Annotated in this window: 12 protein-coding genes; 6 read left to right on the top strand and 6 right to left on the bottom strand. The window is 72.2% G+C overall.

The features are described 5' to 3' along the window. The first annotated feature begins 6 nt into the window (after window positions 1-6). Window positions 7-339, top strand: coding sequence for a hypothetical protein (locus tag CLV35_RS17960; RefSeq protein WP_231122017.1), 333 nt, complete (start codon window positions 7-9; stop codon window positions 337-339). On the opposite strand, the gene CLV35_RS17955 is transcribed toward CLV35_RS17960, so the two are convergent. Together CLV35_RS17955 and groL are read right to left on the bottom strand one after the other, a co-directional pair. Continuing rightward, window positions 336-1,238, bottom strand: coding sequence for an SMP-30/gluconolactonase/LRE family protein (locus CLV35_RS17955; protein WP_121194889.1), 903 nt, complete (start codon window positions 1,236-1,238; stop codon window positions 336-338). The two genes, CLV35_RS17960 and CLV35_RS17955, sit on opposite strands and share 4 nt — an antisense overlap. A gap of 126 nt (window positions 1,239-1,364) precedes the next feature. Further along, a complete protein-coding gene (gene groL / locus CLV35_RS17950; RefSeq protein ID WP_121194888.1) occupies window positions 1,365-2,987 on the bottom strand; it encodes a chaperonin GroEL in 1,623 nt (540 codons plus the stop codon). 202 nt (window positions 2,988-3,189) lie between these two features. On the opposite strand from groL, the gene CLV35_RS17945 reads away from it, so the two are divergent. Then, on the top strand, window positions 3,190-3,828 hold the full coding sequence (locus CLV35_RS17945) for a hypothetical protein (protein WP_121194887.1): 639 nt from the start codon (window positions 3,190-3,192) through the stop codon (window positions 3,826-3,828). Window positions 3,829-3,838: 10 nt separating this feature from the next. Here CLV35_RS17945 and CLV35_RS17940 read toward each other — a convergent pair whose 3' ends face one another. Further along, entirely contained in the window at window positions 3,839-4,669 is an 831-nt protein-coding gene (locus CLV35_RS17940) for a phosphotransferase (protein WP_231122016.1), read from the bottom strand. After that, the gene (locus tag CLV35_RS17935) at window positions 4,635-5,591 is read right to left on the bottom strand and encodes a sugar-binding transcriptional regulator (RefSeq protein WP_231122015.1); all 957 of its coding nucleotides are present in this window, start codon (window positions 5,589-5,591) and stop codon (window positions 4,635-4,637) included. Before CLV35_RS17935 ends, CLV35_RS17940 begins: the two co-directional genes overlap by 35 nt. A gap of 164 nt (window positions 5,592-5,755) precedes the next feature. Between CLV35_RS17935 and CLV35_RS17930 the strand changes: the two genes are divergently transcribed. From CLV35_RS17930 to CLV35_RS17915, 4 genes are read left to right on the top strand one after another with little or no spacing between them, the layout of a single operon-like run. After that, window positions 5,756-7,153 (top strand): ABC transporter substrate-binding protein, encoded by a 1,398-nt coding sequence (locus CLV35_RS17930; protein ID WP_121194885.1) that lies wholly within the window; start codon window positions 5,756-5,758, stop codon window positions 7,151-7,153. A gap of 10 nt (window positions 7,154-7,163) precedes the next feature. After that, entirely contained in the window at window positions 7,164-8,114 is a 951-nt protein-coding gene (locus CLV35_RS17925; RefSeq protein ID WP_121194884.1) for a carbohydrate ABC transporter permease, read from the top strand. Next, window positions 8,111-9,022 (top strand): carbohydrate ABC transporter permease, encoded by a 912-nt coding sequence (locus CLV35_RS17920; protein ID WP_231122014.1) that lies wholly within the window; start codon window positions 8,111-8,113, stop codon window positions 9,020-9,022. The genes CLV35_RS17925 and CLV35_RS17920 overlap by 4 nt, the downstream gene beginning before the upstream one ends. Window positions 9,023-9,025: 3 nt before the next feature. Then, the gene (locus CLV35_RS17915) at window positions 9,026-10,510 is read left to right on the top strand and encodes a mannitol dehydrogenase family protein (protein WP_121194883.1); all 1,485 of its coding nucleotides are present in this window, start codon (window positions 9,026-9,028) and stop codon (window positions 10,508-10,510) included. On the opposite strand, the gene CLV35_RS17910 is transcribed toward CLV35_RS17915, so the two are convergent. Together CLV35_RS17910 and CLV35_RS17905 are read right to left on the bottom strand one after the other, a co-directional pair. Continuing rightward, window positions 10,499-13,048, bottom strand: a complete 2,550-nt coding sequence (locus tag CLV35_RS17910) for a SpoIIE family protein phosphatase (protein WP_121194882.1) — start codon at window positions 13,046-13,048, stop codon at window positions 10,499-10,501. The genes CLV35_RS17915 and CLV35_RS17910 overlap by 12 nt on opposite strands. A 126-nt stretch (window positions 13,049-13,174) precedes the next feature. Next, the gene (locus CLV35_RS17905) at window positions 13,175-13,375 is read right to left on the bottom strand and encodes a cold-shock protein (protein ID WP_121194881.1); all 201 of its coding nucleotides are present in this window, start codon (window positions 13,373-13,375) and stop codon (window positions 13,175-13,177) included. Between the last annotated feature and the right edge of the window lie 73 nt (window positions 13,376-13,448).

Below are 13,448 nucleotides of genomic sequence, written 5' to 3'. Positions count from 1 at the left end.
GACGTCGTGCCCGATCCGCTGCTGGCTACCCGTGCACTGCTGCTGCACGACCTCGCCGCCCGCGAGACCGTGGGCGTCGACGTCCTGGCGCTGCTCGAGGAGGTCGTCGCCGGTCGGCGCTGGTGGATCGAGGCGTGGGAGGGCGGCGCCGACGTGGTCGCCGGCCAGCTCGCCCAGGACCTGCAGGAGCGCCTGCTCGACGACGCGGGCCTGCGCTGGCCGGCCTGCCCGCTGCACGACGGCGCCCACGAGCTGCGGGTCGAGCCCGACCTCGGGCCAGACCCCGAGTGGGTCTGCGAGGACGCCGGCGAGCGCGTCGCGCCGCTCGGCGGGCTCTAGACCAGCCGCTCCGGCAGCTCCCCGCGGAACGGGCGGGCCGGCGGGCCCGAGACCCCGACGTCGACCGCGAACAGCGCGCCCGCCAGCGGCTGGCCGGCGAGCGTGCTCGCGTCGAGGCCCTCGCGGGAGGTCGTGACGAGCAGCGTCGTGCCGGCGAACGCGACGGCGCTGGGCTGGTCGACCGGCAGGTCGACGACCGCGAGGACCTCGCCGGTCGGATTGACCCGCAGGACGCTGCGCCCGCCCCAGAGCGCGGCCCAGACGCAGCCGTCGTCGTCGAGGGCGATGCCGTCGGCCACGCCGTCGGCGCGGTCGCGGCGCAGCACCTCGCGGCGGGCGCCGAGCGCGCCGGTCGCGGGGTCGTAGCCGAACGCGGCGAGGGTGCCCTCGCCGCTGTCGGACCAGAACATCGTGGTGCCCTCGGAGTCCCACGCGGTGCCGTTGGCGATCGTGGTCCTGGGGATCAGGGTGCGTACGCCGCCGTCCAGGTCGCCGCTCACGACCCACCCCGAGCCCGGCGCGGTGTCGTAGGCCATGAGCCCCGCGACGACCCGGCCGGCCGGGTCGCACACGGCCTCGTTCATGCGCAGGACCTCGCCGCGCCCCGGCGCTGCGTCGACCAGCTCGGTCGTGGTGCCGTCCTCGTCGAGGCGGACGAAGCCGGTGCCGGCCGCGAGCAACCACCCGCTGCCGTCGGCGAGCGGGTTGGCCGCGCCCACCGGACGGTCGAGGACGTAGGAGCGGACGGGCGCGAGCCGCCCGCCGCGGAAGGCCCAGCGGTGCACGGCGCCGGCCATGATGTCGACGCACACGAGCTCGTCGCGCACCGCGTCCCAGCGCGGGCCCTCGCCGTGCTCGAGCAGGTCCTCCGACACCGGGTCTGCGACGAAGCTGCGCAAGGGGCTCTCCTCCGGACGGCGACGGGCTCCACGAACGTACCGGAGGCACCCCGGACGCGGCCGAGGGGCGGTCCCGGCCGGAGCCGGGACCGCCCCTCGGCGGTGGTGCGGTGCTGCGAGCGGGACCTAGAAGTCCATGTCGCCGCCGCCGGGGGCACCGGCGGGGGCGGGGTTCTTCTCCGGCTTGTCGGCGATGACGGCCTCGGTGGTGAGGAAGAGACCGGCGATCGAGGCAGCGTTCTGCAGCGCAGAGCGGGTCACCTTGGCCGGGTCGATGATGCCTTCCTTGATGAGGTCGACGTACTCGCCGTTGGCGGCGTTGAGGCCCCAGCCCGACTCGAGGTTGCGGACCTTCTCGACCACGACGCCGCCCTCGAGGCCGGCGTTGACCGAGATCTGCTTGATCGGGGCCTCGAGCGCGACCTTGACGATGTTGGCGCCCGTGGCCTCGTCGCCGTCGAGCTCGAGCTTCTCGAACGCCGCGACACCGGCCTGGAGCAGGGCGACGCCGCCACCGGCGACGATGCCCTCCTCGACGGCGGCCTTCGCGTTGCGGACGGCGTCCTCGATGCGGTGCTTGCGCTCCTTGAGCTCGACCTCGGTGGCCGCGCCCGCCTTGATGACGGCCACGCCGCCGGCGAGCTTGGCGAGGCGCTCCTGGAGCTTCTCGCGGTCGTAGTCGGAGTCGCTGCGCTCGATCTCCTGGCGGATCTGCGAGACGCGGCCGGCGATCTGGTCGGCCTCGCCCGCGCCCTCGACGATCGTGGTCTCGTCCTTGGTGACGACGACCTTGCGCGCGCGGCCGAGCAGCTCGAGGCCCGCGGTGTCGAGCTTGAGCCCGACCTCCTCGGAGATGACCTCGCCACCGGTGAGGATGGCGATGTCGGCCAGCATGGCCTTGCGGCGGTCGCCGAAGCCCGGGGCCTTGACGGCGACCGAGCGGAAGGTGCCGCGGATCTTGTTGACGACCAGGGTCGCGAGGGCCTCGCCCTCGACGTCCTCGGCGATGATCGCGAGCGGCTTGCCCGACTGCATGACCTTCTCGAGCAGCGGGAGCAGGTCCTTGACCGCGGAGATCTTCGAGTTGACGACGAGCACGTAGGGGTCGTCCAGGACGGCCTCCATGCGCTCCGAGTCGGTGACGAAGTAGGGGGAGATGTAGCCCTTGTCGAAGCGCATGCCCTCGGTGAGCTCGAGCTCGAGGCCGAAGGTGTTGCTCTCCTCGACGGTGATGACGCCTTCCTTGCCGACCTTGTCCATCGCCTCGGCGATGAGCTCGCCGATCTGGGTGTCGGCGGCCGAGATGGAGGCGGTCGCGGAGATCTGCTCCTTGGTCTCGACCGGCTTGGCCTGGTTGAGCAGCTGCTCGGAGACCGCGGCCACGGCCTTGTCGATGCCGCGCTTGAGGGCGATCGGGTTGGACCCGGCCGCCACGTTGCGCAGGCCCTCGCGCACCAGCGCCTGGGCGAGGACGGTCGCGGTCGTCGTGCCGTCACCGGCGACGTCGTCGGTCTTCTTCGCGACCTCCTTGACCAGCTCGGCGCCGATCTTCTCGTAGGGGTCCTCGAGCTCGATCTCCTTGGCGATGGAGACGCCGTCGTTGGTGATCGTGGGGGCGCCCCACTTCTTCTCCAGGACGACGTTGCGGCCCTTGGGGCCGAGCGTGACCTTGACCGCGTCGGCGAGCTGGTTCATGCCACGCTCGAGCCCACGGCGGGCTTCCTCGTTGAACGAAATGATCTTGGCCATGTGTTGCAGGTCCTCCCGGGACGGGGTGGTTGACCCGCGGCGAGACGACGCCCGCGACGGACGACCGGGCGTCGGCCCGGTCTCGTCGACTCACTCGCGTTGTCACTCGGTCGTACTGAGTGCTAACCCATGATTAGCACTCTCGTCCGTCGAGTGCAAGTGCCGCCCACCCGCTCGTGGACGGCGTGCACACTGGACGGCGATGACGGAACCCGAGCACCCCCAGGACGCGGGACGGTACGCGCGCCCGCACCGCCCGCTGCCCCTCCCCTCGCCCGGGCTGAGCTGGGCGGCCCACGACGCCGACCCCGCGGCCCGTCGCGAGCGCGCCTACGCCACGGCCGTCGCCGTGCTGCAGGCCGGCAAGCAGGACGCGGCGCTCGCCGCCGACCTGGTGCGCCTGGACGAGACCCTCGGCCTCGACGCCCTGCGCGAGCTGTGGGCCGAGCCCGAGGACGACGGGCTGCCCGCCGCCCTGTGGTCGCTCTACCTGCTGCGCGCCTGGCTGGTGCGCCAGTCCTCGGAAGCCGCCCGCATCTACGCCGCCGGGCGGGGCCACGTGCCGGTGCCCGACGCCGTCGCGGGCGTGCCCGACCGGCCCGCACCCGGCGACCTCGCCGCGCTGGGCGACTCCATCCTGTCGACGGCCCTGCGCGGCGACCCGCCCGGCGCCATGGACCGCGCGGCCGCGGTGCACAGGGTCATCGCGTGCGGCCGCTTCGCCGTGAGCCCGAGCGAGCAGGCGCAGGAGAGCCGGCTCGCCGAGGGCAACCTGCGCGCGGCGGCACGGCTCGAGACCGCCGCCGAGGCGTGGCGCGCCGGCGGCACGCTCGAGCGCTGAGGCCGTCGGCTCACGGCACCAGGGCGGCGCGCACCTCGCGCCGGTGGGCGAACAGCCACGTACGCGTGCGCTCGGCCTGCGCCGCGCCGCCCTGCACCCAGTACGGCGTGAAGGACTCGTGCCCGTGCGTCACGGCGTCCTGCACGATGCCGTAGCACCACGCGTGGGCGGAGAGCAGCGCGCCGGCGACGTGCTCGCGGTCGTCGGCCGAGAGGCCGTAGGCATCGACGAAGACCCGCAGCCGGCGCAGCGAGTCCTCCTCCACGTCGCCCTCACCCTCGAGCGGCGAGTCCGCCCGGTCGCGCAGCGGCGCCCAGAGCCGGGCCGCGCAGGCGACGTCCCAGAGCGCGGTCCCGGGCGCGGCGAGGTCGAAGTCGATGAGCGAGACGGCGACGCCGTCGCGGAAGACGACGTTGTCGAGGTTGGGGTCGTTGTGGGTGACCAGCGGGCCGCGGTAGCGCGGCGGCAGCGGGCGGCCCCACTCGTGCGCCGACGCGTCGAAGGAGGCGACGGCCGCGTGGTAGTCGCGGAGCAGCTCTGCGACGCTGGTGAGCGCCCGCTCGCTCAGCGCCCACGCGGGGTAGGGCGGCGTCGCGACGTCGCCCTCGACGTAGGACAGCACCTCGCGCCCGGCCCGGTCGACGCCGACGAACCGCGGCGCCCCGGCGAAGCCGACGTCCTCGAGGTGGCGCAGCAGCGCCCAGGTCGACCGGCTGGTCGGGCGCACCGGCCGGCGGACGGTGTCGCCGACGCGGGTGACGCGGCCCCGGTTGGTCGTGCCGCCGTGGAGCAGGACCTCGCTCTCGTCACCGGGGGTCATCTGCGCCGGCCAGGAGCTCACGCGCCATGCTGGCATGGGTGACCAGGCTCTTGAGGTAGCCGCCCCGCAGCGCAGCCCGCACGGCCGCGGCCTTCGAGCTGTCGTAGACGATGCCCACCACGTCGGGCACGGCGCGCAGCTGCTCGGCGGTGATGCCGATGGTCCGGTCGGTCAGGGGGGTCGCGACCGGGTCGCCCTGCTCGTCGATCTGGATGCCGGAGAGCTCCGCCCGCACGCCGAGGGCCCGGATCTCGCGCCGCTCGGCCGGGGTCAGCGCGTCGACCACGGTCGAGTGCCGGGGCTCCCACGACCCGACGCCGACCACGGCCACGGTGACCCGCGGGTAGCGCTTCATGGCCCGCTCGATCTCGAGCTGGCGGCGCAGCACGGCGGCGGTCGCGGCGTCGGGCAGGATCATCGGCGCGTAGAAGAAGAAGGCCGGCCCGTTGCCCTTGCGCGCCACGTCGCGCACCAGCTCGATGGCGCTCTCGTCGACGTCGGGGCGAGAGAGCGCCCCGGTCAGCTGCACGACCTCGCACGGGGCGAGGGAGGTCAGCGCCGTGCGCATCGCCATCAGCGAGCGCGCCCACGCCAGCCCCAGCACGTCCTCCGCGGTCACCACCTCGCTGAGCAGGTCGGCTGCGGCCCGGCCCAGGTGCTGGCGCAGCACCTCCGGGTCGTCCTCGGGGCTGTCCACCACGACGCTGTGCCGCAGCCCGAAGGCGGTCTGCAGCCGGCTGGACAGGTCGAGGTCGAGCTCCCCCGGGAAGTGGAACTCGATGCGCACCAGGCCGGTCGATCGCGCGGTGTCGATCAGGCGGGCCACCTTGAAGCGGCTCAGGCCGAACTCCTCGGCGATCTCGATCTTGCTGCGGCCGTCGAGGTAGTAGCGGCGAGCGACGCTCGCGGTGAGGACGAGGGACGAGGGACCCGGCACGCTCATGGCTCTCCTTGCTCGTTTGAGCGGTCGCCGCCCATATTCGCACTTCTCCATTGACGCCGGACGCCGAACCGCCCATATTGATCCGCACAGCAGCACTCCGCTCGTTTGAGCGCCGAGGTGCACAGACGACGACAGACCTTCCCGCAGCAGTCCAGGAGGACCCCGTGACCCGCAGCTCTTCACGGCGCATCAGCGTCGCCGCCGTGCTGGCCACCACCGCGCTCGTCGCCGGCTGCGCCGGAGCGGGAGGAGGCGGAGGTGGCGGCAACTCCGGCGGCGGCTCCTCGAGCGGCACCGGCGGAGGCGGCGGCGGCAAGGCCGTCAACGTCCTCATGGTCGGCAACCCGCAGATGGAGGACATCCAGAAGCTGACCGCGGACTCCTTCACCAAGGACACCGGCATCAAGGTCAACTACACGATCCTCCCCGAGAACGAGCTGCGCGACAAGGTGACCCAGGAGGTGGCCACCGGCGCGGGGCAGTACGACGTGGCGACCATCGGCGCCTACGAAGCGGCACTGTGGGCCAAGAACGGATGGCTGCACGAGCTCGACAGCTACGCCGACAAGGACACCTCGTTCGACAAGGCCGACCTGCTCAAGCCGATCGTCACCTCGCTGCAGGGCGACGACGGCAAGCTCTACGCGCTGCCGTTCTACGGCGAGTCCTCGTTCCTGATGTACCGCAAGGACGTCCTCGCGGCCAAGGGCGTGACGATGCCGGAGCGCCCGACCTGGCAGCAGGTCGCGGACGCGGCGGCGAAGGTCGACGGCGCCCAGCCCGGCATGAAGGGCATCTGCCTGCGCGGCCTGCCGGGCTGGGGCGAGATCTTCGCGCCTCTGACGACGGTGGTCAACACCTTCGGCGGCACGTGGTTCGACAAGGACTGGAAGGCCGAGGTCAACGCGCCGGAGTTCAAGCAGGCGACCAACTTCTACGTCGACCTCGTCAAGGCGCACGGCGAGCCCGGTGCCGCCCAGGCCGGCTTCTCCGAGTGCCTCAACGCTCTCTCGCAGGGCAAGGTCGCGATGTGGTACGACGCCACCAGTGCCGCCGGCTCGCTCGAGGACCCGTCGGTGAGCAAGGTCGCGGGCAAGATCGGCTACGCGCTCGCTCCGACCGTGAAGACGAAGTCGTCCGGCTGGCTCTGGACGTGGGCGTGGGCGATGCCCAAGACGACGAAGAACGCCGACAACGCGGCGAAGTTCATGCTCTGGGCCTCGAGCAAGGACTACGAGAAGCTGGTCGGCGAGAAGCTGGGCTGGGCCCGCGTGCCGTCCGGCAAGCGCGCCAGCACCTACGAGATCCCGGAGTACAAGAAGGCCTCCGCCGCCTTCGGCCCGCTGACGCTGAAGGCCATCCAGGAGGCCGACCCGGTCAACCCCGGAGTGCAGCCGCGGCCCACCAAGGGCGTGCAGTTCGTGACGATCTCGGAGTTCGCCGACCTCGGCACCAAGGTCTCCCAGGAGGTCAGCGCCGCGATCGCCGGCAAGACGAGCGTCGACAAGGCCCTCGACAGCGGGCAGAAGCTCGCTGAGGCGGTCGGCGAGAAGCAGAAGTAGGGGACTCCTGATGGCCACTCTCGCTGCTGCGCCCGGACGGCCCGCCGTCCGCCAGCGCTCGCTGAGCTCGAAGGCGCGGTGGGCGCGCCGGGCGCCGCTCCTGCCCGCCCTGGTCTTCACCGTCGTGGTGACGCAGGTGCCGTTCCTCGCCACCATCGTCATCTCGACCCTGCACTGGAACGTCCTCAAGCCGGGCGAGAAGAGCTTCGCCGCCTTCAGCAACTACAAGACGGTGGCCACGGACGACCGGCTGCGCACCGCGGTCGTCAACACCGTGGTGCTCACGGCCTCGGTGGTGCTCCTCAGCCTGGCGATCGGCCTGGGGCTGGCGGTCCTTCTGGACCGCCGGTTCCCGGGCCGGGGCCTGGCCCGCACCCTGCTCATCGCCCCGTTCCTCGTCATGCCGGCCGCGTCGGCACTGATCTGGAAGCACATGATCTACAACCCCGACTACGGCCTGCTGAACGGCGTCCTGAACGCCGTGGCCAAGGTCTACGGAGGCCACGGGCCGAGCATCGCGTGGGTGTCGGCGCACCCGATGCCCGCGGTGGTGGTCTCGCAGGTCTGGCAGTGGACGCCGTTCATGATGCTGATCCTGCTCGCCGGGCTCCAGGCGCAGCCCGGCGACGTGCTCGAGGCGGCGCGGGTCGACGGCGCGAAGGGCCTCGACACCTTCCGCTACATCACGTTGCCCCACCTGCGGCAGTACCTCGAGCTCGCGACACTGCTGGGCTCGATCTACATCCTGCAGACGTTCGACGCGATCTTCACCATCACGCAGGGCGGTCCGGGCACAGCGACCACGAACCTGCCCTACGAGATCTACCAGACCATGTTCCGCAAGTACGAGTACGGCGAGGCGGCCGCTGCAGGCGTCGTCGTCGTCATCGGCACCATCATCGTCGCGACGTTCGCCCTGCGCGTGATCTCGTCGCTCTTCCGTGAGGAGCAGGGCGCATGAGCACCACCCTCGACGCCTCGACCGAGACAGTCCGGCCAGCCACCGCGGGCGGCAGCACGCGGCGGCGCCTGCCACGGCGTACGAAGGAACCAGACCTCGCCGCGCGCGGTGGCATGGCGTGGACCGTGCTCGCCTGGCTCTTGACCCTGCTGTTCTTCGCCCCCGTGGCGTGGATGGTGCTGACCTCGTTCCACAAGGAGGCCGACGCAGCCACCAACCCGCCGTCGGTGTTCGCGCCACTGACGGGCGCGAACTACTCGGCACTGTTCGACCGCGACGTCATGCCGTTCCTGGTCAACTCGGCGACGGCCAGCATCGTCTCGACGCTCCTGGTGCTGGTGCTCGCCGTGCCGGCGGCCTACGCGCTCTCCATCAAGAAGGTGGAGAAGTGGACCGACGTCATGTTCTTCTTCCTCTCCACCAAGTTCCTGCCGGCGATCGCCGCGCTGCTGCCGGTCTACCTGATCGTCAAGCACCTCGGCATGCTCGACAACGTCTACACGCTGGTCATCCTCTACACCTCGATGAACCTGCCGATCGCGCTGTGGATGATGCGCTCGTTCCTCGCCGAGGTGCCGGTCGAGATCCTCGAGGCCGCCCAGATGGACGGCGCCGGACTGCTGCGGGTGCTGTGGAACGTCGTGCGCCCGGTCGTCATGCCAGGTCTGGCCGCCACCGCGCTGATCTGCTTCATCTTCAGCTGGAACGAGTTCATGTTCGCGGTCAACCTGACTGCGACGCGCTCCTCGACCGCCCCGGTGTTCCTCGTCGGCTTCATCAGCAGCGAGGGGCTCTTCCTCGCCAAGCTCTGCGCGGCCGCGACGCTGGTGTCGCTGCCGGTGTTGATCGCCGGCTTCGCCGCGCAGGACAAGCTGGTCCGCGGCCTCTCGCTCGGTGCGGTGAAGTAGCCGATGACTCCTCTGAGCTCGACGACCCTGCCCGAGATCGCCGGCAGGGTCCCCGTCCCCTCCTACGACCGGAGCGCCCTGCGCACCGGCATCGTCCACTTCGGTGTCGGCGGCTTCCACCGCGCGCACCAGGCGATGTACCTCGACCGCCTGATGAGCGAGGGCGGGGCCCACGAGTGGGCCGTCACCGGCGTCGGTGTGCTGCCCGGCGACCGCCGCATGCAGGAGGCGCTGGCGAAGCAGGACCACCTCTACACCCTGGTCGTCAAGAGCCCCGACGGCTCGCTCGAGCCGCGGGTCATCGGGTCGATCCGCGACTACCTGTTCGCCCCCGACGACCCCGAGCGGGTCATCGAGTGCATGGCCGACCCCGGCGTACGCATCGTCTCGCTCACCATCACTGAAGGCGGCTACAACTTCCACGCCGTCACAGGGGAGTTCGTCGTCGACAACCCCGACGTCGTCCACGACGTGGCGGAGCCTGCGGCCTCCCGCACCGCCTTCGGCCTCGTGACCGAGGCGCTGGTGCGCCGGCGGGCGCGCGGCATCCCGCCGTTCACCGTGATGTCGTGCGACAACATCCAGGGCAACGGCGACGTGGCACGGCGCTGCTTCACCAGCTTCGCCGCGCTCCGCGACCCGGAGCTCGCCGCCTGGGTCGGCGCCGAGGTGTGCTTCCCCAACAGCATGGTCGACCGGATCACGCCGGTGACCACCGAGGACGACCGCGCCGAGGTGCGGGAGCGCTTCGGCATCGACGACGCCTGGCCGGTCGTGTGCGAGCCCTTCACCCAGTGGGTGCTCGAGGACCGGTTCGGCGCGGGCCGCCCGCCCTACGAGGACGCCGGCGTGCAGCTGGTCAGCGACGTCGAGCCCTACGAGCTGATGAAGCTGCGCCTGCTCAACGCGAGCCACCAGGCCATCGCCTACTTCGGCTACCTCGCGGGCTACCGGCTGGTGCACGACGCTGCGCAGGACCAGCTCTTCGCCCGCTTCCTGCTCTCCTACATGGACGTCGAGGCGACCCCGACCCTCGAGCCGGTGCCCGGCATCGACCTGGACGGCTACAAGCTCGAGCTGGTCGAGCGCTTCTCCAACGCCGGCGTGCGCGACACCCTGGCACGCCTGTGCGCCGAGAGCTCCGACCGCATCCCGAAGTGGCTGCTGCCGGTGGTGCGCCTCAACCTGGCCTCCGGAGGAGAAGTCCACCGCTCGGCCGCCGTGGTCGCCAGCTGGGCGCGCTACGCCGAGGGCGTCGACGAGCAGGGCGAGCCGATCGAGGTCGTCGACCCGCTGCGCGACGTCCTCGTCCCGGCCGCGCGCCAGCAGGGTGCGGACCCGCTCTCGTTCCTGCGCAACCGCGACGTGTTCGGGGACCTGGTCGACGACGAGAGGTTCACCACCGCGTACCTCTGGGCGCTGGACTCCCTGCACACCAAGGGAGCCAGGGCGACGCTCGAGGCGCTGGCGGCCGACTCAGCCGGCTAGCCCGCCCTCAGGGCCGCCCACCTCGAACCACACCGTCTTCCCGCGCCCGGCGGGCTCGGTGCCCCAGGCGCGCGAGAGGTGCTCGAGCAGGTAGACGCCGCGGCCTCGCTCGGCCGGGAAGCCCTCGTCGTCGACGCCCTGGGAGCGCAGGACCGGCGCCTCGGAGGCGGTGTCCGACACCTCCACCCGCGCGGCGCCGTCGGGGAGCAGCCGGGCGTGCAGCCGCACCTCGCCCGCTCCGTGCGCGACCGCGTTGCTGGCGACCTCGCTCACGAGCAGGAGGGCGACCTGGAGGTGCTCGTCGCCCAGCCCGTCCAGGGTCCTGCGCAGGAACCGGCGGGCGACCGACGCCGCGGTCGGGTCGTGCGGCAGCGCGGTGCCCTCCTCGCCCGGGCCGCACGCGAGCACGCGGACGACGAGCACGGCGATGTCGTCGTCGGCCGTCTGCGCGCGCATCGCCTCGAGCAGGCCGTCGATGAGCGCGTCGGCGGAGGGCGCGTCGACCAGCGAGGCCAGCGCCGCGTCGAGCCGGTCGAGGCCCTCGTCGAGGTCCTGGCCGCGCACCTCGACCAGGCCGTCGGTGACCAGCACCAGCGCCGAGCCCGGCACGAGCAGGTCGGTGGCGGTGGTGCGGGTGCCCTCGTCCGGCGCGCCGATCAGCACCGACCACGCCTCGTTCCACCGGCGCACGGTGCCGTCGGGCTCGAGGACGAGGCCGGGCAGGTGCCCGGCGTTCGCGTACTCGACGCGGACCCCGGTGGTGCCGGACTCCTCCTCGAGCAGCAGCCGCGCGAACACCGCGGTCGCCAGCTGGGCCATGTCGAGACCCTGGACGAGCCGGTCGAGGCTGTCGAGCACCTGGCCCGCGCTCTGCCCCTGCCAGGCGTAGCTGCGCAGGACGCTGCGCAGCTGGCCCATCGCGGCCGCGGCCGCCATGTCGTGGCCCATGACGTCGCCGATCGCCACGCCCACGGCACCGTCGGGGAGCGCCAGCACGTCGTACCAGTCGCCGCCCACCTGGGCGCCGACGCCGCCAGGGAGGTAGCGCGCGGCGATGTCGAGCCCGTCGATGTCGGGCAGCGCGGGGAGCATGCTGCGCTGGAGCGCCTCGGCGACGTGGTGCTCGCGCGCGTAGAGGCGCGCGTTGTCGACGATGAGACCTGCTCGGCGGGCGAGGTCGGAGGCGAGGCTGAGGTCGTCGTCGTCGTAGTGGCGCCCGGAGCCGCCCACGACCAGGGTGAGCGTGCCGAGCACGCCGTGCCGGCCGGTGAGCGGGACCACGATCGAGGAGCCGAGCCCCAGGCGGGAGTAGTGCTCGAGCAGCTCGGGGCTGCCCACCTCGCGCATGTCGTCGGGCGAGATGCTGCGCAGCAGGCTCGAGCGCCCGGTCGTGAAGACCTCCCCCAGCCGCGAGCGTGGGCCGATCGAGCCCGGGAGCATCGCCTCGACGGCGGCGCGCGACTCCTCGAGCGCGGGGTCGGCGCAGGTGACGACGACCTCGTGGGCGCCGTCGTCGCCCGCCTCTGGCGGCAGGTCGACGATGCACCAGTCGGCCACGCGCGGCACGAGCAGGTCGGCGAGGCGGCGCAGCGCCTCCGGCACCTCGAGGCTGGCCACCAGGGTCTCGGTGGCGTCGGAGAGCAGGGTGAGGTGCGACTGCACCAGCTCGCTGCGGCGCCGGGCGTCCTGCTCCTCGCGCACCCGCTCCTCGCGCAGCAGCTCGGCCTCGACGCGGGCGGTGACGTCGGCCTGCACGCCGACGTAGTGGGTCAGCCGCTCGGCACCGTCGAAGACGGGCGAGAGCGAGACCTCGTTCCAGAAGGCGGTGCCGTCCTTGCGGTAGTTCAGCAGCACGACCTGCGTCGGCTGCTGGGCGTCGATCGCCTCGCGCATGGCGACGATCGCGGCCGGGTCGGTGTCGGGGCCCTGGAGGAAGCGGCAGTTGACCCCGATGACCTCGTCCTCGGTGTAGCCGGTCGTGGCGAGGAAGGCGGGGTTGACCCACACCAGCGGGTTGTCCTCGCGGTGCGGGTCGGTGATGGTGAAGCTCAGCCCGGCCGCCACGAGGGCGCGCCCGCGCACCTCGAACAGCTCGTCGGTGAGCAGGCCCGGGTCGACCGCGAGCAGGATGACCAGCGAGGCGGCCGCCAGGCCGATGACCTCGGGCAGCGGGGCTGCGGTGAGCCACAGGACGCGCGGGGGCGCCCCGTCGCGCGGGCGCTGCACGACCGAGGCGCCGCGCACGGCGGAGCCGGCGGCGGCCTGCGCGAAGGGCCCGTCGTCGTCGAGGCCGGCGCTGAAACCCGCGTCGCGCGCCCACTCCGAGACCGGGAAGGGCAGCACCGAGTCGCACAGCTCGCGCGCGAGGGGGTTGGAGTAGGTGACGGTGCCCGCGTCGGTGTCGAGCACCAGCACGGCGAACGGGATGTCGGAGAGCACGCGCGGCAACCGGCGGCGCCCCTCAGCGCCGGATGCGACCGCCTCGATGCCCAGCCCGTCGGCCTGCGCTGCGAGAGCCTCGATGGGGCCTCTCCTCACTGTCTGCTCGTCCCGCGGCCGGTGCGAGCCCTGTCCGTGTCGGCACCCATAGTGCCAGCCCTTCGGCTCCTGCGAACGCCGAAGGCCCGGCCCCCCGTGAGGGACCGGGCCGTCGGGCGCAGCGGGTCAGACCAGGCGGACCTTGTCGGCCTGCGGGCCCTTGTTGCCCTGCGTGATGTCGAACTCGACGCGCGAGTTCTCCTCGAGGGTCTTGAACCCAGGCATGTCGATCGCGCTGTAGTGGACGAACACGTCCGCGCCCCCGTCGACGGCGATGAAGCCGTAGCCCTTCTCGCCGTTGAACCACTTGACAGTGCCCTGCGCCATTGCGTCTCCCTGTGCCGTGCTGTCGGACCCTCGCACCGTGCGGGTTCCGGGTCGGCAGGACTGTAGTGGTACG

It is taken from the genome of Motilibacter peucedani, assembly GCF_003634695.1.
Classification (GTDB): Bacteria; Actinomycetota; Actinomycetes; order Motilibacterales; family Motilibacteraceae; genus Motilibacter; species Motilibacter peucedani.
This window is presented reverse-complemented; position numbering and strand designations above follow the sequence as displayed.